Source organism: Phocaeicola salanitronis DSM 18170 (genome assembly GCF_000190575.1).
Taxonomy (GTDB): Bacteria; Bacteroidota; Bacteroidia; order Bacteroidales; family Bacteroidaceae; genus Phocaeicola; species Phocaeicola salanitronis.
Map to the genome: position 1 here is coordinate 3,903,708 of NC_015164.1, position 22,365 is coordinate 3,926,072.

General features: G+C 43.4%; 25 protein-coding genes and 1 tRNA gene. 12 read left to right on the plus strand and 14 right to left on the minus strand.

The genetic code is table 11. The features are described 5' to 3' along the window. Positions 1 to 62: 62 nt before the first annotated feature. A complete protein-coding gene (locus BACSA_RS16850) occupies positions 63 to 953 on the minus strand; it encodes a 4-hydroxy-3-methylbut-2-enyl diphosphate reductase (RefSeq protein WP_013619222.1) in 891 nt (296 codons plus the stop codon). After that, complete coding sequence (gene cmk, locus BACSA_RS16855; RefSeq protein WP_041584485.1) at positions 950 to 1,639, minus strand: (d)CMP kinase; 690 nt, start codon at positions 1,637 to 1,639, stop codon at positions 950 to 952. Before cmk ends, BACSA_RS16850 begins: the two co-directional genes overlap by 4 nt. Positions 1,640 to 2,184: 545 nt before the next feature. Between cmk and BACSA_RS16860 the strand changes: the two genes are divergently transcribed. The 8 genes from BACSA_RS16860 to BACSA_RS16895 all read left to right on the plus strand — a co-directional run bounded on the left by BACSA_RS16860 (position 2,185) and on the right by BACSA_RS16895 (position 7,426). Continuing rightward, positions 2,185 to 2,874 carry an energy transducer TonB gene (locus tag BACSA_RS16860; RefSeq protein WP_013619224.1) on the plus strand — a complete coding sequence of 230 codons (690 nt, stop codon included), beginning with the start codon at positions 2,185 to 2,187 and terminating at the stop codon, positions 2,872 to 2,874. Between the two features lie 79 nt (positions 2,875 to 2,953). After that, positions 2,954 to 3,937, plus strand: a complete 984-nt coding sequence (locus BACSA_RS16865) for a polyprenyl synthetase family protein (protein WP_013619225.1) — start codon at positions 2,954 to 2,956, stop codon at positions 3,935 to 3,937. 16 nt (positions 3,938 to 3,953) lie between these two features. After that, entirely contained in the window at positions 3,954 to 4,745 is a 792-nt protein-coding gene (locus BACSA_RS16870) for a TatD family hydrolase (RefSeq protein WP_013619226.1), read from the plus strand. 137 nt (positions 4,746 to 4,882) lie between these two features. Next, positions 4,883 to 4,970, plus strand: a tRNA-Ser gene (locus BACSA_RS16875). Between the two features lie 72 nt (positions 4,971 to 5,042). Further along, entirely contained in the window at positions 5,043 to 5,846 is an 804-nt protein-coding gene (locus BACSA_RS16880; protein WP_013619227.1) for a MotA/TolQ/ExbB proton channel family protein, read from the plus strand. A gap of 11 nt (positions 5,847 to 5,857) precedes the next feature. Further along, positions 5,858 to 6,325, plus strand: a complete 468-nt coding sequence (locus BACSA_RS16885; RefSeq protein ID WP_013619228.1) for a hypothetical protein — start codon at positions 5,858 to 5,860, stop codon at positions 6,323 to 6,325. 46 nt (positions 6,326 to 6,371) lie between these two features. Next, positions 6,372 to 6,959 carry an ExbD/TolR family protein gene (locus BACSA_RS16890; protein ID WP_013619229.1) on the plus strand — a complete coding sequence of 196 codons (588 nt, stop codon included), beginning with the start codon at positions 6,372 to 6,374 and terminating at the stop codon, positions 6,957 to 6,959. A 2-nt stretch (positions 6,960 to 6,961) separates the two neighbouring features. Beyond that, on the plus strand, positions 6,962 to 7,426 hold the full coding sequence (locus BACSA_RS16895) for an ExbD/TolR family protein (RefSeq protein ID WP_013619230.1): 465 nt from the start codon (positions 6,962 to 6,964) through the stop codon (positions 7,424 to 7,426). Positions 7,427 to 7,513: 87 nt separating this feature from the next. Here BACSA_RS16895 and BACSA_RS16900 read toward each other — a convergent pair whose 3' ends face one another. Further along, on the minus strand, positions 7,514 to 8,074 hold the full coding sequence (locus BACSA_RS16900; protein WP_013619231.1) for a GNAT family N-acetyltransferase: 561 nt from the start codon (positions 8,072 to 8,074) through the stop codon (positions 7,514 to 7,516). A gap of 12 nt (positions 8,075 to 8,086) precedes the next feature. Beyond that, complete coding sequence (locus tag BACSA_RS16905; protein WP_013619232.1) at positions 8,087 to 9,376, minus strand: M64 family metallopeptidase; 1,290 nt, start codon at positions 9,374 to 9,376, stop codon at positions 8,087 to 8,089. Between the two features lie 131 nt (positions 9,377 to 9,507). Here BACSA_RS16905 and BACSA_RS16910 point away from each other — a divergent pair, with 131 nt between their 5' ends. Further along, positions 9,508 to 9,987, plus strand: coding sequence for an Lrp/AsnC family transcriptional regulator (locus tag BACSA_RS16910; protein WP_013619233.1), 480 nt, complete (start codon positions 9,508 to 9,510; stop codon positions 9,985 to 9,987). Between the two features lie 83 nt (positions 9,988 to 10,070). Here BACSA_RS16910 and BACSA_RS16915 read toward each other — a convergent pair whose 3' ends face one another. From BACSA_RS16915 to BACSA_RS16925, 3 genes are read right to left on the minus strand one after another with little or no spacing between them, the layout of a single operon-like run. Further along, on the minus strand, positions 10,071 to 10,331 hold the full coding sequence (locus BACSA_RS16915) for a DUF4834 family protein (RefSeq protein WP_013619234.1): 261 nt from the start codon (positions 10,329 to 10,331) through the stop codon (positions 10,071 to 10,073). 18 nt (positions 10,332 to 10,349) lie between these two features. Further along, complete coding sequence (locus BACSA_RS16920) at positions 10,350 to 11,057, minus strand: CDP-alcohol phosphatidyltransferase family protein (RefSeq protein ID WP_013619235.1); 708 nt, start codon at positions 11,055 to 11,057, stop codon at positions 10,350 to 10,352. 30 nt (positions 11,058 to 11,087) lie between these two features. Then, positions 11,088 to 11,777, minus strand: coding sequence for a phosphatidylserine decarboxylase family protein (locus BACSA_RS16925; protein WP_013619236.1), 690 nt, complete (start codon positions 11,775 to 11,777; stop codon positions 11,088 to 11,090). A gap of 198 nt (positions 11,778 to 11,975) precedes the next feature. On the opposite strand from BACSA_RS16925, the gene dnaE reads away from it, so the two are divergent. The 3 genes from dnaE (at position 11,976) to BACSA_RS16940 (ending at position 16,615) form a co-directional block, all read left to right on the plus strand. Beyond that, a complete protein-coding gene (dnaE, locus tag BACSA_RS16930) occupies positions 11,976 to 15,773 on the plus strand; it encodes a DNA polymerase III subunit alpha (protein ID WP_013619237.1) in 3,798 nt (1,265 codons plus the stop codon). Between the two features lie 44 nt (positions 15,774 to 15,817). Further along, a complete protein-coding gene (trxA, locus tag BACSA_RS16935) occupies positions 15,818 to 16,132 on the plus strand; it encodes a thioredoxin (RefSeq protein ID WP_013619238.1) in 315 nt (104 codons plus the stop codon). Between the two features lie 147 nt (positions 16,133 to 16,279). Beyond that, complete coding sequence (locus tag BACSA_RS16940) at positions 16,280 to 16,615, plus strand: hypothetical protein (protein WP_013619239.1); 336 nt, start codon at positions 16,280 to 16,282, stop codon at positions 16,613 to 16,615. Positions 16,616 to 16,772: 157 nt separating this feature from the next. Here the strand turns inward: BACSA_RS16940 and BACSA_RS16945 are convergent, their stop codons facing one another. From BACSA_RS16945 to BACSA_RS16975, 7 genes are all read right to left on the minus strand, one after another. Further along, entirely contained in the window at positions 16,773 to 17,279 is a 507-nt protein-coding gene (locus tag BACSA_RS16945) for an outer membrane beta-barrel protein (protein ID WP_013619240.1), read from the minus strand. A 447-nt stretch (positions 17,280 to 17,726) separates the two neighbouring features. Further along, the gene (locus tag BACSA_RS16950) at positions 17,727 to 18,839 is read right to left on the minus strand and encodes an AraC family transcriptional regulator (RefSeq protein ID WP_013619242.1); all 1,113 of its coding nucleotides are present in this window, start codon (positions 18,837 to 18,839) and stop codon (positions 17,727 to 17,729) included. A 2-nt stretch (positions 18,840 to 18,841) separates the two neighbouring features. Further along, on the minus strand, positions 18,842 to 19,063 hold the full coding sequence (locus BACSA_RS16955; RefSeq protein WP_013619243.1) for an immunity 17 family protein: 222 nt from the start codon (positions 19,061 to 19,063) through the stop codon (positions 18,842 to 18,844). A gap of 116 nt (positions 19,064 to 19,179) precedes the next feature. After that, positions 19,180 to 19,605 carry a tRNA (adenosine(37)-N6)-threonylcarbamoyltransferase complex ATPase subunit type 1 TsaE gene (tsaE, locus tag BACSA_RS16960; RefSeq protein WP_013619244.1) on the minus strand — a complete coding sequence of 142 codons (426 nt, stop codon included), beginning with the start codon at positions 19,603 to 19,605 and terminating at the stop codon, positions 19,180 to 19,182. A 16-nt stretch (positions 19,606 to 19,621) separates the two neighbouring features. After that, positions 19,622 to 20,455, minus strand: coding sequence for a metal ABC transporter permease (locus tag BACSA_RS16965; RefSeq protein WP_013619245.1), 834 nt, complete (start codon positions 20,453 to 20,455; stop codon positions 19,622 to 19,624). A gap of 232 nt (positions 20,456 to 20,687) precedes the next feature. Beyond that, positions 20,688 to 21,113: a hypothetical protein gene (locus BACSA_RS16970; protein ID WP_013619246.1), complete on the minus strand. Its 426-nt coding sequence runs from the start codon at positions 21,111 to 21,113 to the stop codon at positions 20,688 to 20,690. 2 nt (positions 21,114 to 21,115) lie between these two features. Continuing rightward, on the minus strand, positions 21,116 to 22,351 hold the full coding sequence (locus BACSA_RS16975) for a 3-phosphoshikimate 1-carboxyvinyltransferase (protein ID WP_041584489.1): 1,236 nt from the start codon (positions 22,349 to 22,351) through the stop codon (positions 21,116 to 21,118). Positions 22,352 to 22,365: the final 14 nt, after the last annotated feature.

Sequence of the window (22,365 nt, forward strand, 5' to 3'; positions counted from 1 at the left end):
TTCTTATGTGGCAAAGGTATTAAAAATCTCATATACAAGCAAGTATATCCCCTTCTATTTTTTCAGTTTTTTGTCATCGAAAGAATGGCTTCTTTGCATGCTTCCATGAGCCATTTCGGTGTAGAGGTCGCTCCGCAAATGCCGATAGAATGTGCTTCTTGCAATAAAAGCGGGTCTATTTCTTCCGGTTTGTCTATCTGATACGAATTTGGGTTGACGTTATGACACTCTTGGAAAAGGATTTTACCGTTCGAGCTTTTGTGTCCGCATACGAAGAAAACCAAGTCGTGCGCAGCGGCAAACTTGCGTATTTCAGGCATGCGGTTTGCCACTTGCCGGCAAATCGTGTCATAATATTGGAATGTGGTGGGAGGGATGATATGTGACTGGATATAAGCGACTATCTCCCTGAATTCGTCAAGCGACTTGGTGGTTTGCGAATACAGGCGGATATGCTTGTTGAAGTCCAGTTGTTTGGCTTCTTCCAGGTTTTCGATAACGATGGCTTTCCCGTGGGTTTGTCCCACCAGCCCCAAGACTTCGGCATGTCCGTTTTTTCCGAAAATGACGATTTGCTTCTCTTTCCCGTCGGGGCTTTCCGTATCAAATTCTTGTTTGATGCGTTTTTGGAGGCGCAAGACTACAGGGCAGGTCGCATCGATGATTTCAATGCGATTCTCTTGTGCCTGCCGGTAGGTTTGGGGAGGCTCTCCATGTGCCCGGAGCAATACTTTTACATGGTTAAGCCGGGCGAATTTTTCATGATTGATTGTAATCAGCCCCAATTGTTTCAGCCGTTCGCATTCCTGCCCGTTGTGTACAATGTCGCCCAGACAATATAAGGTATCTCCTTTTGCCAGTTCTTCTTCTGCTTTTTTGATGGCGGTGGTCACACCGAAGCAAAATCCGGAACTTTCATCGATTTCTATCTTTTTCCCGTTCGGTTCCTTCATTGGGCTGCACGTTTGAATTGGTTAATCAACCATTCTTTTTGCTCTGTAATGGTCATGTGGCTGTTATCCAGTAAAATCGCGTCGTCTGCTTTGCGCAGTGGGCTTACCTCGCGGCTTTGGTCGATGCGGTCGCGTTCTTCTACGTTATGCAGGATGTCTTCGTAAGAGGCTGGCTGGCCTTTGGCACGTAATTCATCGTACCGGCGCTGGGCACGGATTGCGGGAGAAGCGGTCACGAATATCTTCAGTTCCGCATCAGGGAATACGGTGGTTCCGATATCCCGTCCGTCCATGACGATGCCTTTTTCTTTGCCCAACTCTTGTTGCTGGCGGACCAATGCTTCGCGTACAAAGCCAAGCGTGGCTATGGGGCTGACTTTCGATGATACCTCTAATGTGCGGATTCGTTCTTCCACGTCGTTCCCGTTCAGGCAGGTGCGGGGAAGGGACGTGACGGGGTCCAGCCGGAAAGATATGTGTATCTTGTCAATGTCTTGCTTCAGCTCATCGGTCTTTATTTCTCCGTCCGGACCGAACAGGTTGTGCTCGATGCAATAAAGGGTTACGGCACGATACATCGCTCCGCTATCTATATAGATATAGCCGATTTCTTTCGCCAGGTCTTTTGCCATGGTGCTTTTCCCGCACGACGAGAATCCGTCGATGGCAATGGTTATCTTTTTCATCTTTTCTTGTACTTTGTAATTTGGCTTCAAAGATAGTAATTTTTCGGGATAAAAATCAAGAAGCGGACATGTGGAATTGATAGAAACGTAGATTCGGGCAATGGGCTTGGCATTAGCCGTCCGGTTATAGACCTCAATCCGGATACTTTCGGTGGTACACGCAACTATCTGCACCGGGCCGCGCAAGTATATCCAAAGGGAAATGCACATAGGCAAGGATGCCGTTTTAAAACTCTCAAGGCGTTACGGCGTTACAATTACAATTATTACAAATGACAATTAGAAGCTGTTTTGAATTTATCGTGCGCTGATTTGGGATGAGTTTTTGAGGCATTTTCGCTTCTGTGATGAGGAGGATAGCGGGCTATCTGACGAATAAAATCGGGAAAACAGACCGGAAACAAACGCAAAAGACCCTGATAGAATATTCCTTTATTGGAAAATTTAAACAGGCTCTTATTTTTTTCTTTGGAAAATAGTTGTTTATTAAAACTTTTGTTTATATTTGCCCGATATAGAGAATCATTAACCAATAAAAGTTTTTTATGGAAATTAAAAAATCACCGAAAGCCGACCTGGAAGGCAAGAAGTCTACATGGACTTTGGTCGGGTTCGTGCTGATATTGGCAGCAATGTTCGTGGCGTTCGAATGGACCGAGCGTGACGTTGTGATTACTGCCGATAGTGGCATCGTAGAAGTCGCCTTCGAAGAAGAGATGGTTCCTATTACGGAACAGGAAGAGCCTAAACAGGCTCCGCCTCCCCCTGAAGCTCCGAAGGTGGAGGAAGTGTTGCAAATCGCTGAAAATGATGCGGATATCGAGGAATCGACTATCCAGTCGAGTGAAGCGAGCGAGAATCAGGCAGTGGAAATCAAGTATGTGCCTGAAGTCGTAGAAGAAGAGGAAGTGGAAGAACAGCAAATCTTCCAGGTTGTAGAAGAAATGCCTGAGTTCCCCGGCGGTATGGCAGAGTGTCTGAAATTCTTGTCACAGAATATCCGATACCCGACCATCTCGCAGGAAAACGGTGTGCAAGGACGTGTTATCGTGCAGTTCGTTGTGAATCAGGACGGTTCTATCGTTGATCCGGTTGTAGTCCGGAGTGTAGACCCGTACTTGGACAAAGAAGCGCTCCGGGTAATCAGCATGATGCCGAAATGGAAACCGGGTAAGCAGCGCGGTAAGGCGGTACGTGTGAAATATACTGTGCCTGTAACGTTTAAGTTGCAATAATGTTTGTATAATTCAGGATGGGGTGTGTCGGAACGAATCTTGAACACACCCCTCGTTTTTTATAAAAGAATGAAGGATGATGAAACAGCAGAATGCAAAAGCATTGCAAGAGTTGTTCCAGACTTATTTGGAAAACTTGTCCTACGCGCGTGAGCCGATGGGATTGTATAAGCCGGTTGAATATGTGTTGGGCATAGGCGGAAAACGGATTCGCCCTACGCTTATGTTGTTGGCGTATAACCTGTTCAAGGAAGATGTACATGCTGTCTTGTCGCAAGCCATGGCATTGGAGACTTATCATAATTTTACGCTTTTGCATGATGACTTGATGGATAAGGCGGACCGGCGCCGCGGGAAGCCTACGGTACATAAGCAATGGGATGAAAATGCCGCCATTCTTTCAGGAGACGCGATGGTGATGCTTTCTTATCAGTTTATGATGAAGGATTGCCCGGCAATGTACGTACGTCCTGTGATGGAAGTCTTTTCGCAGACAGCTCTTGAGATATGCGAAGGGCAGCAATGGGATATGGAGTTCGAGCGCCGGCAGGATGTGACGGCAGGAGAATATATGGAGATGATACGTCTCAAGACATCGGTGTTGCTTGCCGGTGCGTTGAAAATCGGTGCTATTCTGGGAGGAGCTTCGGAGGCGGACGCGCAGAAGTTGTATGATTTGGGTATCCGCATAGGGCTGGCATTCCAGCTGCAGGACGATTATCTGGATGTGTATGGCGATCCGAAAGTCTTCGGCAAGAATATTGGCGGGGATATCCTTTGCAATAAAAAGACCTTTATGCTGATTACAGCTTTCGAGCGTGCCGGTGAGGAAACAAAAGCTGAATTGCAAGGCTGGATGACGGCAGAACAGTACGACCCTGCCCGCAAGATTGAGGCTGTAACGGCTATATATAATAAGGAGAAGATTGGGGATATTTGCTTGGCAAAAATAGAGGATTATTATAAAGAAGGCATGGGCTTGCTGGAAGAGGTAGGCGTCGCTTCTGAATATAAACGGCATCTGTCGGATTTTATACAAGGCTGGATGCACCGTAAGCTATAAGGAGGAAAAGGGTGTTATGGTTGGTTTGGTAGATACGCATACCCATTTGTTTGTGGAAGAATATGACGAAGACCGGGAGTTGGCGTTGATTCGTGCAAGGCAAGCTGGCGTAACGCGCTTTTTCATGCCCAATATTGATGATGATTCGGTAGAGCGGATGTTGGCGTTGTGTGGGGCGCATGACGATTGTTTTCCGATGATTGGTCTGCATCCCACTTCGGTAGACGCGGATTGGAAAGCCCGTTTGGAGCGGGTGGAACACTGGTTGCGTTCAGATAAAGTCTTTTATGGGATAGGCGAAGTGGGGATGGACTTGTATTGGGATGTTGCTTATCGGACTGAGCAGATGGAAGTGTTCGATAAGCAAGTGGGCTGGGCATTAGAGTTTGTCTTGCCGCTGGTCATACATTGCCGTTCGGCTTATCCGGAATTGTTGGACGTGTTAAAGCATTACCGGCATGAACCATTGACAGGGATTTTCCATAGTTTCGGAGGGACGGAAGAAGAGGCAAGCCGGTTATTGGAATATGAAGGATTTATGTTGGGCATTAACGGAATTGTGACTTTTAAGAAGAGTACCTTGCCCGAAGTCTTGAAAAAGGCTGTCCCATTGGAGCGTGTGGTTTTGGAAACCGATTCTCCTTATCTGGCACCGGTGCCTTATCGGGGAAAGCGGAACGAGAGTGCTTATATTGTAAAAGTGGCTGAAAGGTTGAGTGATGTTTATGGAAAGTCTTTTGAGGAGATTGCGGGTATAACGACCTCAAACGCTTTGAATGTTTTTAAAAAAAGCCGTGAAACCTTTTAAAATATATTAATTTTCGGCTTTGGGATGAATTTTGCGGAAAGAAATACGGCGCAAAATGAAAAAAAAGAATACATTTGTGAATAAAATCGTGTGGGGATTGCACAAAAGGATGTAATTCATCAATTAATTAAGATGAAGGAGAGATGCTCGAGTGGTTGAAGAGGCACGCCTGGAAAGCGTGTATACGCCTAAAGCGTATCACGGGTTCGAATCCCGTTCTCTCCGCAAAGTCGAAGGAAGAATATAGTGAACAATTAAAATAAATTATAACTATTAATCTTAAAAATTAAACACACAATGAAAAAGTTATTTGCAATTCTTGCGATGGTGGGAGTTCTCTCATTCGGAATGACTCAGACAATTATGGCTCAGGATTCAACGGCTGCGGCTGCACCGGAACAATCAGAACAAGTTGCTCCTGCAACGGCAGATGAAGCTGCGCCTGTAGTAGTGGAAGAAGGAAGTATGCACAAAGAACTGAAGACGAAGTTCATTGAAGGTGATGCCGGCTTCATGTCTTTGGTTGCGATTGCGTTGGTACTTGGCTTGGCTTTCTGTATCGAACGTATTATTTATTTGAGCTTGGCAGAAGTTGACGTAAAGAAGTTGATGGCTAAAATTGAAGCTGCTTTGGAAAAAGGTGATGTGGAAGGCGCAAAGACTGTATGCCGTAACACACGTGGTCCGGTCGCTTCTATTTGTTATCAGGGCTTGATGAGAATTGATGAAGGTTTGGATGTAGTAGAACGTTCTGTAGTTTCTTACGGTGGCGTTCAATCAGGTTATTTGGAAAAAGGATGTTCATGGATTACCTTGTTTATCGCAATGGCTCCGTCATTGGGATTCTTGGGAACTGTGATTGGTATGGTTATGGCGTTCGATAATATCCAACGTGCAGGTGATATCTCTCCGACAGTCGTTGCGGGTGGTATGAAAGTGGCGTTGATTACGACTATCTTCGGTTTGATCGTTGCTATGATTCTGCAGGTATTCTATAACTATATCTTGGCTAAGATTGAAGCTATAACAAGTCAGATGGAAGATTCTTCCATTACGTTGCTCGACTTGATTATGAAATATAACTTGAAGTACAAAAAATAAGATTTGAAACAATGGCTAAATTATCATATAAGGTATCTTACTACGTATTTTATGTCTGCGTCGCATTGATTGTGATTGTGCTGGCATTATTCTTCGGAGTAGGGTATGGCGAAGTAAATGCTGCAGGTCTGACTGAACCTGCCTACACCGATACATTGATTTACTTGATGTACGGGTTGTTTGCGGTAGCGGTAATCGCTACATTGGTTGCTGCTATTATGCAGTTTGGCGGTGCGCTGAAAGAGAATCCGAAAGGAGCGCTTAAGTCTTTATTTGGACTTATCTTGATGGTCGTGTTGCTTATCGTAACTTACAGCATGGGTTCTGCAGCTCCGGTTGCTATGGGCGACGGAACTATTTACGATGATGCTGTAATGTTGAGAGTGACGGATATGTTCCTTTATTCAACTTATGCCTTGTTGGTTATAGCAGCTGTGGGAACGCTGTTGAATTTGACAGGTATCTTTAAGCAAAGATGATAATATCATTCATTGAGTTTTAAATTAAAAAAGGAGATAATTAAAAATGGCAAGAAAGAAAAGAAAAGTGCCTGGAATTAATGCCAGTTCAACGGCAGATATTTCTTTTATATTGCTTATTTTCTTCCTTATTACAACATCAATGGATACCGACCGCGGATTGGCGAGACGTTTGCCACCTCCACCGGAAAACAAGGATCAGAAAGATGATATTATTGTAAAGGAAAGAAACGTTCTCCAGGTTCGTTTGAACAAGGATGACCAGTTGATGGTTGGAGGAGAATGGTCTGACATTAAGCAATTAAGAGAAAAGGCAAAAGAATTTATAGCAAATCCGACTGATGACCCGAATTTGCCGGAAAAGCACGAGAAGAACATTCCGTTCTTTGGTACGGTAATGATAACGGAGAATCATGTGATTTCTGTACAGAATGACGTAGGTACCAGTTATGATGCTTATATTCAGGTACAGAACGAATTGGTAGCCGCTTATAATGAGTTGCGTAACGAATTGGCTGAATCTAAATTCGGAAAGTCATTTGCAGAATGTTCGGAAGATGAAAAGGATGCGATAACACAATATTATCCGCAGAAGATTTCTGAAGCTGAACCTAAAAAATATGGAGGAAAATAAGTATGGGAAAATTTAATAAGACGGGTAAACGCGAAATGCCGGAGTTGAATACCTCTTCTCTGCCTGACTTGATCTTTACCATTTTGTTCTTCTTCATGATCGTAACAAGTATGCGTGAAGTTACATTAAAGGTTCAGTTCCGTGTTCCGGCTGCTACTGAATTGGAAAAACTGGAAAAGAAGTCTTTGGTTTCCTTTATTTACATAGGAAAGCCCTTGGCTGAATTTCAGAAAAAAATGGGTACTACTGACCGTATTCAGTTGAATGATAAATTTGCTGAGTCTTCAGAAGTACAGGATTATATTTATCAGGAACGTGAAAACATGAAAGAGTCTGATAAGCCTTTTATGACTGTATCGTTAAAGGTAGATGCAAAAACAAAGATGGGTATTGTGACCGAAGTTAAGCAGGCTTTGCGTCAAGCGTATGCTTTGAAGATTAATTACTCAGCAATACAGCGTCAATAACACATTTCTGATAGGTTTTATAAAAAAGGGATATTCCGCTTTGGTAATATCCCTTTTTTATTTTTATGTGTGTAATGAATGATTCTTTTATTGGAGTTTGTTTACGCCATATACGTGTCTATATATTTCATCCCTTATTTGAGAAAAGCAAGTGTCAATTTCTTCTCTTCCTGCATACATAAGGTAAAGGGGGACTTCTTTTCCTCCTTTTCTGTAGGCAGGTTGAATGTAGTCTTGCAAGCAGAGAGAAAAACCGCATCGCTGGTAGAAGCCAATCCGGCGTTTGCTCATTTCATTTTCAGGTCTTTCTACTTCTAAGACGATGGGATTGTCGGCAAACTGCTTTTTCAATTCTTCCATGATGTGTTTGCCATATCCCTTGTTGCGGACTTCAGGAGAAGTTGCCAAGTGTTCTGCATAATAAAATCCATTTAGTTTCCATAGAGTGATGAATCCGATAAGTTGATTCTCTTCTGTTTCATTTTTATTTTCTTCAATGAGATAACAAAAGAATGAAGCGTTATGGTCTGTATTGTTGCGTTGCTCCGCATCGTCTCTTCTTTCCTCTAACGGAAAGGATTGATGAAGCAGCTTTTCGACAAAAACGTATTGCGGATGTCTGGTGTTAATACGGGTAAATGTAAGCATAATGATATGTTTTTATTCGGTGTAAAAAAGAATTAATTTCTCAAGTGCTCTTTCGCATACGGGACAGAAACGAGGTGCTTCGTTTATTTTCATTCTGCACTCGCTGGCAGGACGGTAGATGCCTTTTAAGGTATAACCTCCTCCTTCGTATACGCCGACTTTTGTGTAAATGGTGGTTGAATCAGTTTCTACAGGCGTCGGTATGGGAGTGTTTTCGGGAACTAAATCTTTCCATTTGCTGTCAAAATTCACTAAAGTTGTGATGTTAGGTTCCCAAGGTTCTACGGAATACGGATAGAGTGGGCTGGGGGCTGTATCATAAGCATACTCATCGGCAAGGCCGCCAAAACTGTGCCCAAACTCGTGTACAACCACAGGCTTGAACATTTGGTGGTGAGCTGTTGTCAATAAGTAGGCATTGAATATGCCTCCGCCTCCGTATGTATCGGTATTTGCCAATATAATGATGTGTTCGTAAGGAATGCCAGCCAGCCAATTATGCATGGCTTTCACTGAGCGGGTTGTCAGGTAGCGGTCGGAGTAAAACGTGTCGAAATGGGAATTTACAGCTGTGTTTTTCCAGTCTTTGTTTCTTGGGATGCTCACTCCGCTATCTTGTGATACGGACTCTACTGCTACGATATTAAATCGGTTTTTCATGTGCTTAAATGGTTCATGATTGAAAATTGCGTCACAAGCATCTTGGGCATCTTGGTAAAAAAGAGGCATTTCATTGGCGGTGTATCCCTCTGCCATGATGGCTATGTCGATGCATTCTTCGGGTGTGCCGCTCCGTAGCAGGTATTTGTGCGGCGTTATTCGGGTTATTCCCCGTTGGTGGATCAAGATATCTTGTGGGTCAATTTCGTGAGTAAGCGAAGCGCACGGCTTATGGTACGCATTCATCAATTGGATAGTGACAACGGCTGTTTTTTTCGGGTAAGGCAATAAGAATGTATTCTCGAAGCCGCGTGTTACGTGTTGCGCTTCTTTTTCTCCTAACCATTCCTGAAATAAGCTGGAAAAGCTGGTACGGTAAATTACCTTGCCGCTTGCTTTGTCTTTCATTACAATGTTCCCGTTTCCGGCTAAAGGGAACTGGTCAAGTGAATGCCTGCGTCCTGCCCAGCCTGGAAGCGAAACCAATTCGTCTAAACTGACTGTTTGTTGCTGCGCGTTTCCGTTGAATAAATAATCAATCCGAAGTGTCTGGTCCATGAAGTAATCATCGAAGTTTTGTGCATTTGCACTTCCGGAAATAAAGATGAAAGCCAATAGGGTTGTTATAATTGTTTTTTTCATAATAGAGTATATTTTTCCTGCAAAGATAAGATTATCTATCAAATTAATGGTATGTGGACGATAAAAGTTCTATTTTCTATGTGAGTATGGAATAAATATTACTATATTTGTATCAAATAAAAATGAAATAAATGGGACATCATCAATTAGACAAATTAGACGAACAGATTCTGCGTTTGATAGCAGACAATGCGCGTATTCCGTTTTTGGAAGTTGCACGTGCTTGTAATGTATCGGGGGCTGCGATTCATCAGCGCATTCAAAAGCTGACAAATTTAGGCATATTGAAAGGTTCTGAATTTATTGTCGACCCTGAAAAAATCGGTTATGAGACATGTGCTTATATTGGCTTGTATTTGAAGGACCCAGAACAATTTGATTCTGTTACGGAAGCTTTAAAGGGTATACCGGAAGTCGTGGAATGTCATTTTACAACCGGACAATACGATTTGTTTATTAAGATTTATGCTAAAAACAATCATCATTTGCTGAATATTATTCATGATAAACTTCAGCCATTGGGACTTTCTCGCTCAGAAACAATTATCTCATTCCGTGAGGCAATAAAGCGTCAAATGCCGATACAAGATTTGGTGGATGCCGATGACTGATTTATAGCATGCAGATGACACAGGTTAAACGGGTTTTATATCTGTGTCATTTGTGTGCAATTTTATATCTTGATAAGCCCTTTTTATTCATTGATTTCTTCAAAGTCAACGTACTCTCCTTCGTCTTTATCGAAAATTTTTTTCTTTTTTTGAGATGCACGAGGCTGGTTTTGGAAATCTTCGGAATAGGCAGAATTTTGTGATTGGGTTTCAGAAGTGGTTGTATGGTTTGTCATTTTGCGTCCGAATCCGAAGATGGAGCGGGCTATTTTAGCCAATAACGCAAAGCCGATAATCAGGATTATCAGAATGAAGAAAAGTAAGAATCCCAGAATGTGAAACATAGTGTTTGGCTTTTGGAGTTATGCTTTTTTTCGGGTTATAAACGACAGTAAGATATACCATATTATTACAGCTGCAAATCCGCTTAACCGGAAAATCAGGAACAAGGGGATGCAGACGATTAAAAATATATAGGTAATCCGGTTATGTTTCCATGACAAATCTTTGAATTTTAATGAAAACATAGGAAATTCCGCCACTAATAACAAGGACATGATAATTACCAGAACGAGCAGATAAAGTGCATTGAAATAGGAAGAGGTCAGGAATGCATGTCCGCCTGTTACCAACGAACCCCAAAATAAGGCATTCGCCGGAGTAGGCATTCCGATAAAAGAACTGGTTTGTCGTTCGTCAAGGTTGAATTTAGCCAAACGTAATCCGGAGAATACAGCGATAAGGAAGGCTGAATAGGGCAATATCGGGCGCAGGCTTTCCATAAACTCCGGGTAATGCACTTCTTTAAACAAAGCGAATGCGATGGCAGACGGGGCAAGCCCGAATGTAATGTCGTCTGCCAATGAGTCTAATTCTTTGCCGATAGGTGAAGATACATGGAGCATTCTCGCAGTCATGCCATCAAAAAAATCAAAGATGGCACCGATTATAATAAAAGTTAAAGCCCATTCGTATTTCCCTTGAAATGCCATGTATGAGGCGATGCAGCCTGAAAATAGGTTGCAACAAGTAAGTGTGTTCGGAATATTCCGGATAATTGCGTTTGCCATTTGCCTATCCTCCTTTTTCTTCCCTGATTGTTATTTCAATTTGGCTATAATGGTCTGGTTGCCAACGGTCTTCTGTCCCATACGTACACATACTTCTGTACCTAAAGGCAGATATACGTCAACGCGTGAACCGAATTTAATGAAACCCATGTGTTCGTCAATGTAGCATTCTTCGCCTGCTTCGGCATAAGTCACGATTCGCCGTGCAACGGCGCCTGCTATTTGACGTGCCATGACGGTATGTCCTTCCGGAGTTTCAATTACGATGGTAGAACGTTCGTTTTCAGTGCTGGCTTTCGGAAGCCATGCTTTCAGAAAACGTCCGTTTTGGTGCGATACGTGTTTTATTTCTCCGTCTACGGGATACCAGTTGGCATGCACATTGGTTATGCTCATAAAAATGGAAATCATTAATCGGCGGTCGTGGAAGTATTCGTGTTCGTCTACTTCCTCAATTACTACAATCTTACCGTCTGCCGGCGCTACGACTATTTTTTCGGTGTCTTTATTGAATAACCGGATGGGGCAGCGGAAAAAATTGACCATGAGCGAATACAAAATGATACTGCCAAGTGCTATGATGTAAAAAGGTATTTTGCATTCTACTCCCCAATACAATGCCGTATTAATAATAAGGAGTAAAATCGCAGCGGTAATCAAGATATGCGTGCCCTCTTGATGCAGTCTTATCTTTTTTATTTTCTTTCTTATTTTATTCATCTTGCCAATAATGTAGTCCGCATTTTTTTATCATGCAAAAATATAGTTAATTTGTCTACCCTGCAAGTAAACAGGGTTCAGAAATTAAGGTCTCCAATCTTTTTTATGAAAAAAACAACTTTTCTTTTGCTTAAAAGCCTTGTTTCTTCCCGTAAACCTCGGTATCTTTGATGCCTGATTAAAAATCATAACCGAATTATGCAAGATTTTGTTCATTTACATGTTCATACGCAATATTCCATTTTGGATGGTCAGGCTTCCATATCCCGCTTGGTAGACAAAGCCATGGCAAACGGGATGAAGGGGATAGCCATAACCGACCATGGAGATATGTTTGGCATTAAGGAATTCTTCAATTATGTGAATAAGAAGAATGGAGGTACAAACGGCGAAATTAAAGATTTGAAGAAAAAGGTTGCTGCTTTGGAAAGTGGCAAGGTAGAATCAGAAAATCCGGAAGCGGACATCGCTGCTTGTAAGGAGCAAATAGAAGTTGCCAAAAAGAAATTGTTTAAGCCGATTATAGGATGCGAAATGTACGTTGCCCGTAATCGTTTGACAGATAAAAACGGGAAACCGGACCAAGGCGGATACCATTTAATTGTGTTGGCTAAAAACCTGAAGGGATATCACAACCTGATAAAGTTGGTTTCAAAAGCTTGGACACAAGGATTCTATATGCGTCCGCGTACCGATCGGGCAGAGTTGGAAAAATATCATGAAGGCTTGATTGTCTGTTCGGCATGTTTGGGAGGAGAGGTGCCGAGACGCATTACGGCAGGGCAGTTTGCTGAGGCGGAAGAAGCGATTCAATGGTATAAGAATTTGTTTGGCGAAGATTATTATCTGGAGCTTCAACGCCATAAGGCTACGGTGCCGCGTGCGAATCACGAGACATATAAGTTGCAGGAAGTGGTGAATAAGAAGTTGATTGAATATGCGCGGAAATATGATATCAAGCTGGTTTGCACGAACGATGTACATTTTGTAGACGAAGAAAATGCGGAAGCGCATGACCGTCTGATTTGTTTGAGTACAAGTAAGGATTTGGATGATCCGAACCGTATGTTGTACACAAAGCAAGAATGGATGAAGACGCGTGAGGAAATGAACGCCATATTCAGTGATGTGCCCGAAGCGTTGGTGAATACGTGCGAAGTCTGCGATAAGGTTGAGTTTTATTCCATAGACCATGCGCCGATTATGCCTACGTTCTCTATTCCGGAAGAATTTGGGACAGAGGAGGAATACCGCAAGCGATATTCCGAAAAAGACTTGTTTGATGAGTTTACACAAGATGAAAACGGGAACGTGGTGATGAGTGAAGCCGATGCGAAGGCGAAAATAGAGCGTCTGGGCGGTTACGAAAAATTATACCGTATTAAGTTGGAGGCCGATTATTTGGCTAAACTGGCTTATGAAGGTGCCCGTCGGAGATATGGAGCCGATTTGACCGACGAGGTAAAAGAACGCATAAAGTTCGAGTTGCATATCATGAAGACCATGGGTTTCCCGGGTTATTTTTTGATTGTGCAGGATTTTATAGCTGCAGCCCGTAACCAATTGGATGTGTCTGTCGGTCCCGGACGTGGTTCGGCGGCAGGGTCGGCTGTAGCTTATTGTTTGGGAATTACACAGATAGACCCTATTAAATACGATTTGCTTTTTGAGCGTTTTTTGAATCCTGACCGTATTTCTTTGCCGGATATTGACGTCGATTTTGATGATGACGGACGTGGAAGGGTGCTGAACTGGGTAACCGAAAAATACGGGCAAGAGAAAGTCGCGCACATCATTACTTACGGTACGATGGCTACCAAATTGGCGATTAAAGATGTAGCGCGTGTCCAAAAGCTGCCTCTCTCAGAGTCGGATCGCTTGTGTAAGCTGATTCCGGATAAGATACCTGATAAAAAGTTGAATTTGCCTAATGCCATAGCTTATGTGCCGGAACTGCAGGCGGCAGAAGTTTCTTCCGATCCGGTATTGCGCGATACGATTAAGTATGCGAAGATGTTGGAAGGGAATGTCCGTAATACCGGTGTGCATGCCTGCGGAACGATTATTTGCCGGGATGACATTACCGATTGGGTGCCTGTCAGCACCGCGGATGATAAGGAAACCGGCGAAAAGATGCTGGTTACCCAGTACGAAGGTTCGGTTATCGAGGAGACCGGTTTGATAAAGATGGACTTTTTAGGGTTGAAAACCTTGTCCATTATTAAAGAGGCGATTGAAAATATCCGCCATAGCAAAGGCATTGAATTGAATATTGACGAGATTCCCATTGACGACCCGGCTACGTACCAGTTGTATGGGGAAGGGCAGACCATTGGTACGTTCCAGTTCGAATCGGCAGGTATGCAGAAATACCTGCGCGAACTTGAGCCTTCTACTTTCGAGGACTTGATTGCCATGAATGCCCTTTATCGTCCGGGGCCTATGGACTATATACCGGATTTCATTGACCGTAAACATGGCCGTAAGCCGATTGAATATGACATTCCGATTATGGAAAAATATTTGAAGGATACGTATGGGATTACGGTTTATCAGGAGCAAGTGATGTTGCTCTCTCGTTTGCTTGCAGACTTTACCCGAGGCGAATCAGACGCCTTGCGTAAAGCGATGGGTAAGAAGTTGCGGGATAAATTGGACCACATGAAGCCGAAATTTATTGAAGGCGGGAAGAAGAACGGACACGATCCGAAAACGCTTGAGAAGATTTGGGCGGATTGGGAGAAATTTGCATCGTATGCTTTTAATAAGTCACATGCTACATGCTATTCATGGGTGGCTTATCAAACAGCTTACCTGAAGGCGAACTATCCTTCGGAATACATGGCGGCTACCATGAGCCGGAACGTTTCCAATATCACTGAAATCACGAAGTTGATGGATGAATGCAAGGCAATGGGAATAAGGGTGTTAGGACCGGATGTGAACGAGAGTAGCATGAAATTCTCGGTAAACTACCATGGGGATATCCGTTTTGGGTTAGGTGCCATTAAAGGTGTGGGCGAGTCGGCTGTGCAAAGTATTTTGGTGGAACGGGAAAAGAACGGAGTTTTCAAGAACATCTTTGACTTTGTGCAACGGGTGAATCTGTCTGCATGCAATCGGAAGAACATTGAAAATTTGGCACTGGCTGGCGGATTTGATAGCTTTTCCGGCATCAAGCGGGAGGATTTCTTTGTAAAAAATGCAAAAGACGAGACCTTTGTCGAGATATTGGTGCGGTATGGAAACCGTTATCAGGTAGATAAAGCCGCTGCGGTTAATTCGTTGTTTGGCGGAGAACAGGCGGTAGAGATTGCAACTCCGGAAATCGTCCATGCTCCGGCTTGGAGTGATTTGGAACGTCTGAATAAGGAACGTGAATTGGTCGGCATTTATCTTTCTGCCCATCCGCTGGACGAATACGCCGTTATATTAGAAAATGTATGTAATGCGCGGATGAGTCAGTTGGCGGATTTGACACCCTTGCAGAATCATGATTTGACTTTGGGAGGGGTTGTTACAGGGGTGCGCGAAGGATACACACGTACCGGAAAGCCATACGGTGTCGCCAAGCTGGAAGATTATTCCGGTACAGCCGACTTTGCTTTCTTTGGAAATGATTGGGTGGACAAGAAGAATTTCTTTAGCGAAGGCATGTTCTTGTTTATGAAAGGGAAATGTCAGCCTAAGCAATGGAAACCCGATGAATGGGAAGTAAAAATCAATACGATTGAACTTTTGCCTGAGGTGAAAGACCGGTTGATAGAAAAGATTACGGTCACTATGCCGCTTTCTGTAATTAACGATGAAATGATAATGGAGTTGGGCTCCATGGTGAAAGATAATCCGGGAAACACAGAACTGTTTTTCCTGATTCGGGATGAAGACGGGCAGATGTATGTCAACCTGATGTCGCGTACATTAAAGATTTCAGTTCACAAAGATTTGGTAAATTATTTAAAAAACCAGCCATTGTTGGACTATAAAATAAATTAGTATTATATTTGCGATTATAATTTGTAAACGAAAAATGCAAGATTATGGCACTGACTATTAAAGATGACAATTTTGAAGCTATTGTAGCTGAAGGAAAACCTGTAGTATTGGACTTTTGGGCAACTTGGTGCGGTCCTTGTCGGCAAATCGCTCCTTATATTGAAGACCTGGCGGAAGAATATAAGGATAAAGTGAATATCGGGAAATGCGATGTGGACGAAAATGCCGACCTGCCCGCTCAGTTCGGAGTACGCAATATCCCGACTGTACTTTTCATTAAAAACGGAGAAGTGGTTGACAAACAGGTCGGAGCTACTACAAAAGCGGCTTTGCAGGCGAAAATTGAAGCTTTACTGTAAATATCAGGTAACTTCATAATTAGCTTATGATGATGAAAACTCACCACAGAGGCGCACAGAGTCTTTAAAAATTCCCGTAGTGATACTCTGTGGTGAAATATCATTAATTTTGTAACACATAATCATTAATCTTAAAGTGACTGAACTATGGGAATGGATGACGATTTCTTATTGGAAGATGAAGACGATGAAAAGACCATCGAATTCATTAAAAATTATTTGCCTCAAGATTTGAAAGGCAGATTTTCAGATGATGAACTGTATTATATGCTTGATTTGATAGTAGATTATTATACAACCAGCGGTTGTCTTGATGCTCAGCCCGATGAGGAAGGATACATTAACATCGACCAGGATGAAATTGTAAATTACATAGTCGGCGAAGCAAAGAAAGATGGTATGGGACCTTTCGACCCTGATGATGTCTTTTTCGTTGTGCAGGGCGAAATGGAATATGGCAATTCGTTGGGCGAAGTTGAGTAGTCTTTGATACTTGAAGCATATCGGCATGATAAATCCGAGGCGTTCCTGATGAGGGGAAGCCTCGGATTTTTTTGCGTTCAATCACCCGGGATTTATATTAACTGTTTTTTTGAGAAAGATGAGGTTGGATGATTGAAGTTGCAAAAGAGAGAATTTATCAGAATCGGTACATTACGGAAAGTGAGGGCACAAATTGTCCTCCATCTCTGATTTGGTATTTGGCTTCGATGGCAGCTCCCCAATTTTCTGAGAAATTATATTGTCCGCCAACACCGATATTCACTCCAAATTTGCCGTCAGAATTACTTATTTTCTCTCCGCCTCCTTCAGCAGTTGCTTTGCCGTGCAGGTAGGTAAGTCCGATAAGGGGGTATACATTGTAGCTTTCGCCGCGCAATACATTCCAGTGAAAATCTAAATTGAGGTCCCAATATTTTACATCAGTATTGACAAATCCGTCATCATAACTATCTTTGAAGTAACGGTTAAACCCTGCTGCTACAGAAAATGGTTCGATGATATCCCATACGACTCTACCTCCTAAAGAAGCTTTTGAGATATCTGTACCATAACCAATAACTAAGCCGGCATTCCATTTGTTTTCTTGTGCGAAGCCGATGGTAGCAACAAGTGACATTGCAATAATAAAAAGACTTTTTTTCATAATTTCTGTTTTTTAAGTTTGTACTTATGTAGTTTACCTCATCGTTGATGTTAAAATGCATAAAAGCTGTTTACCTTTTTTTGCTTTTACTGAAACAAATGTATGTAATTTTTCAACATGTGGAAGAAAAAAAGTGTCCCGTTTCTGAAAATGGGACACTTTTATGCTATTTATAGGGGCAATATGATACGTTTGGAAATGTGGATGCAACAGATGAGATGCTTAATTAACTGTATTGCGAGCAGCGTGTTTTAGTCATCATGCCGGAAGATTATTAATCTTGTAGCGTGAAGATTATTAATCTTACAGCATGAAGATTATTAATCTTGCAAGCAACGCAGCTATATGTATCCGTAGGGCAAAGGAAATCTGCGAGGAGAAAATCTTTGAAATTCTCCTTTATGATGCTCTGTGTCCTCCTGCGGCATATAAGTGCATATGTGAATGTCATTTTTCCAAATTGCTTGTTCCTTTTTGCAAGTTCTCGATGAATTGGGTAGGGGAGATACCGAATTTGTCTGCAAAATTCCGATAGAAAGTGGTTCGTGAGGTGAAACCGCAGAGGTACATCAATTCTTTGATGTTTTTATTGGGATCTTCGCTCGCTAATTGTTTGAAATATTCTAACCGCAAGCAGTTGATGTATTCCCTGAATCCGGTGAAGCCTCCGCTTTTGATAGCTTGTGAAACGGCTTTGTCTTTTTCGTTCAGGGCTTCGGCAAGATTTTGTAAGGTATAGCTCTTGTCTGTATACGTAGGGTGCTGTTTCAGATAATTGTCTACAGAAACGAAAAGCGGGGAAGTGGGTAAGGCGCTTTCTTCCTCCTCTTCTTCCTTATTTATAGGAATCATTTGTATATGGTCTGAAAACGGGTTCTCGCGGAATAGATAGAGTGTGGAAAACAGGAGGGTGAACACAAGGGCGGCAATGCCAAACAGATTGAATACAAATTCATTGATATTCAACGTAAATGCGATATAGATGCTTAAGAACAGAAACATAAACCCGATAAATGCGTACATGTTCCGGTTGATGCGTCTGAAAGCGTGTTTGGAGGCAAGAGGCAAGATAAAGAAAGCAAGAGGCAGCAAAATGGAAACCAGAAACAGCCCGAGGCGAAGCTGGATATCTTTTTCCTGTATGTGGGACCATATCTCGTTCAGGGAATAAACCGGTGTGAGGTGACCGTTGAAAAACAGGTAGCAGATGCCTGTAGTAATGATGATGACCGGAGGAAGCAAGAACACCAATAGCCGCAAATGGTTGAAGTAACCCGGATAAAGGGAAGCCATCGGGAAGAGGGACACTACACTTGCCAGTGCATACCATTTCAGCATTTTGTCGATACTGAGCAGGGAGGTGAACCGGTATTCAGGCGTATCGGTCACAATCATGAGCCATCCTATGTTTTCCCAGATAAAGAATAATCCGATGCAGGAGGCGATGATGCCCCAATAGAGTTTCAGATAGTTGTCCTTGGCTTGCAGGATGAGGATGCCTCCCATGAGGAATGCAATGAAATCAAAAGCAAGTTCGATGGATAAATGTATGATTCCCATGATTAGATGATGCCTCTTACTGATAAGAAAAAGAATACTCCCGTAGCAATCATTAAGATTCCGATGAAGGCGTAAAACAAGCGTGCACGGTTCCTTCCGGCATTGGCGACAATGAACTGTGTGTTTTGTGCCGTAAAGAACCATTCCCAATTGAATAGGGCTGCCAGCAATGCGAGCAACCCTATAAGTACGAATAATGCCTGTATGATGTAATGCATTACCATAAATAACTGCTCATAATTTACTCTCTGTACTATTTTTCGATTTGCGAAGTACGGTTTCTATATCTGTCGTGGATGTGGCGGAATGGTAAATCGTAAATTGTCAAATCGTAAATAAATTATTCTTCCGCTTCGAAGCTGAGCGTGCGGCTTCCGTTTTCCTGTTCTTCTATGGTTACTTTTACCGTATTTCCCGGAAGCAGGTCTTCCACCAGTTCGGGCCATTCGATGAAGCATAAGGCTCCGCTATAGAAGTAGTCTTCGTAGCCCATGTCATACACTTCTTCTATCTTTTTTATCCGGTAGAAATCAAAATGGTAGATAAGTTCTCCCGTTGTGTCCGAACGGTATTCGTTTACAATGGCGAAAGTCGGCGAGTTAATCACATCCGTTACGCCTAATTCTTCACATACGGCTTTGATGAATGTCGTTTTTCCTGCACCCATTTTCCCGTAAAATGCAAATACGGTGTTGTCTCCTATGGCGTTGATGAATATTTTCGCCGCTTCATGGATATTGTCAAGATTGTCGATGCTTATTTTCATAACACTTCTTTTGGTTTTAACTTTCTGCAAAGTTATAATTTTTTTTCTTTTTATACCCTATACGGCTTATCTTTGCGATGATATAAAACAAAATAGACACAAAAATGATAGAGGCTCCCGATGGAATCTGGTATTTGTAAGAGATGAACAGCCCTCCCAGGCAACTGATGTAGCCGATGGCGATGGATAGCCAGATAATGTATTTGAACTTGAAGGTAAAAAGGTTTGCTGTCATTTGCGGGAGGGTCAGCAAGGAAATGGCGAGCACGATGCCTACCATGCGGAGGCATGCCACGATAGTCAGGGCGATGAACACCATCAGGGCATATTCGAAAAAAGTGACGGGAAGCTTTTGCGAACGTGCGAATTCAGGGTCGAAAGCGATGGCGACGATAGGGCGCAGGAACAGGGCAAAAAACAGGGCGAGCATCAGGCTGAGTATGCCGAGCAGAAGGATATCGCCCCGGGTGATGGTCAGGATGTTCCCGAATAAGAAGGAAGAGAGGTCGGGGGTGAATCCCGGAGCCAGAAAGCTGAATATGATGCCGATAGCCATGCCGAAAGTCCAGAACACGGCGATAGCGGAATCTTCGCGCATGTCGCTCCGTTTGCTGAGCCATTCCACTCCGAAAGCCGACAACACCGAAAAGACGGCAGCGCTCAGTATGGGAGAGATGCCCGTATACAGTCCGATGCCGATTCCTCCAAATGAGGCATGGGTTATCCCGCCGCTGATGAATACCAGCCTTCGCGTGACAATGTAAGTGCCGATAATTCCGCATGCTATGCTGGCGAAAAGGCTTCCCAGCAAGGCATGTTGGAAAAATGTATAGTGCAATAAATCCATCATAATCGTTAATTCTCAATTATTATAGTCAATCAAAAATGAAATCAGTAGAGACGCCACAATGTGACGTCTCTACAACATGCCGTATTTTTCGCAAATCTATTTTGTTCTGCTATAAAGAATCGGATTTGTAATCCGAAACCGTTTGTTGATGATGCGGATTGCAATTGACTTCATCGGTCTATGGTTCCGCAGACATCCATCTTCTTAATTATTATTTGTTAATTGTTAATTGTCAATTGCTTCCCCCTCTTCTTTCTCCTACGATAAGGAACAATTCGTCTTTCAGTTCGTCCGGAAGTCCGATACCTCTTAATTGGAGGCTTCTGCTCCATCCCGCTACATCGGCTTCCTGCATCGAGTAGAGGATATCGCGGAATTCTTCTATTTCTTCTTCCGTATACGTGTCGGATGCGTGCCCTTTGAACCGGTCCAGCTCTTCGTCATCGTAATATTCGATTTCTTTGCTGACGGCTGCCAGAAGGCTTTCTTTCTCGCATACAGCATGTTGTCCGCAGCACTCGCTGTCTACGGTAATGACAGGAGGCGCTTCTTTGAGTTCTCCGCTTGCCAGCTTCTTCCGTATGTTCCGGTTGTATAGATATCCGGCTCCCATACCGAAAAGCACGACACCTGCTAATATAATAAGGAGTATTTCCATGGTTAAGGCTCCGCTTCGATGTTGAACCCTGCCTGGCGCAAGTCGTCCCAATAGTGCGGGTAAGATTTGCTGACCACTTGAGGATTGTTTATGAATAGATTGTCTACAATGATGCAAGCCGGCGCGAAAGCCATGGCCATTCGGTGGTCTTCGTAGGTATCGATGGCAGGGCGGGCATCCGGTATGCACCGTTCACCGTTCCAAGAAAGGATAGAGCCGTCTGTTTCGTTCAGTACATATCCCAATTTCTTCATTTCCTTAATCAATGCCGCCATGCGGTCTGTTTCTTTTATTTTCAGGCTTTGCAGGCCGCTGAAGCGGAAAGGTACATCCAACAATGCGCAGGTGACTACAAATGTTTGTGCCAGATCGGGCTGGTTGATGAAGTCGTATTCCATTCGGGAGGTTTTTATGTCCGATTTCGTTAACAGGACTTTATCGTTTTCATACCGTGTCTCTACGCCTAATGCAGAGAAAAGGCGGGCAACCCGGGCGTCGCCTTGCAGGCTTTTCCGGAACAAGCCGGGCAATTCGATTTCGGCTTCCGGCATCAGCGCACAGATTTCATACCAATACGATGCCGCGCTCCAATCGCTTTCTATGTAATAAGAGGCGGGTGCCTGATAGGGATGTGGTTCTACGTATAATTGATGTTCATCGCTCCATTGGGCGTGTGCTCCGAATGCCTGCATCAGTTCCAGTGTCAGGTCGATGTACGGGCGGGAGATGACGGTGCCCGTCAGCGTAAGTTTCAAGCCATCGGGCAAGGCAGGGCCAATCATAAGCAATGCCGAAATGTATTGCGAACTGACATTGCCGGGCAAAGTGATTTCGTTGTGGGTTAAACGGCTTCCGGTAATGCGTAAGGGGGGATATCCTTCTTTGCCGGCATATTCGATGTGTGCGCCGGCTTCGCGCAATGCGTTGGCTAATATGCCGATAGGGCGTTGCTGCATCCGTGGAGTGCCCGTCAGGAGGTGAGTCCCTTCGTTTACGGATAAATAAGCGGTGAGGAAGCGCATCGCCGTGCCTGCGGCTCCGATATCAATCGTGTCCGGCATGTCTTGTAAGGCACTGATTAAGACACGCGTGTCATCGCAGTCCGATAAGTTCCTGAGTTGCGCATGATTTTGCGACAATGCGTTGATAATCAAGGCGCGGTTGCAAATGCTTTTCGAGGAAGGCAGTTGTATGGTTGCATGAATCGATGCGGGTGGAACTAATGATATAGGTTTCATGATGGTATAAATCG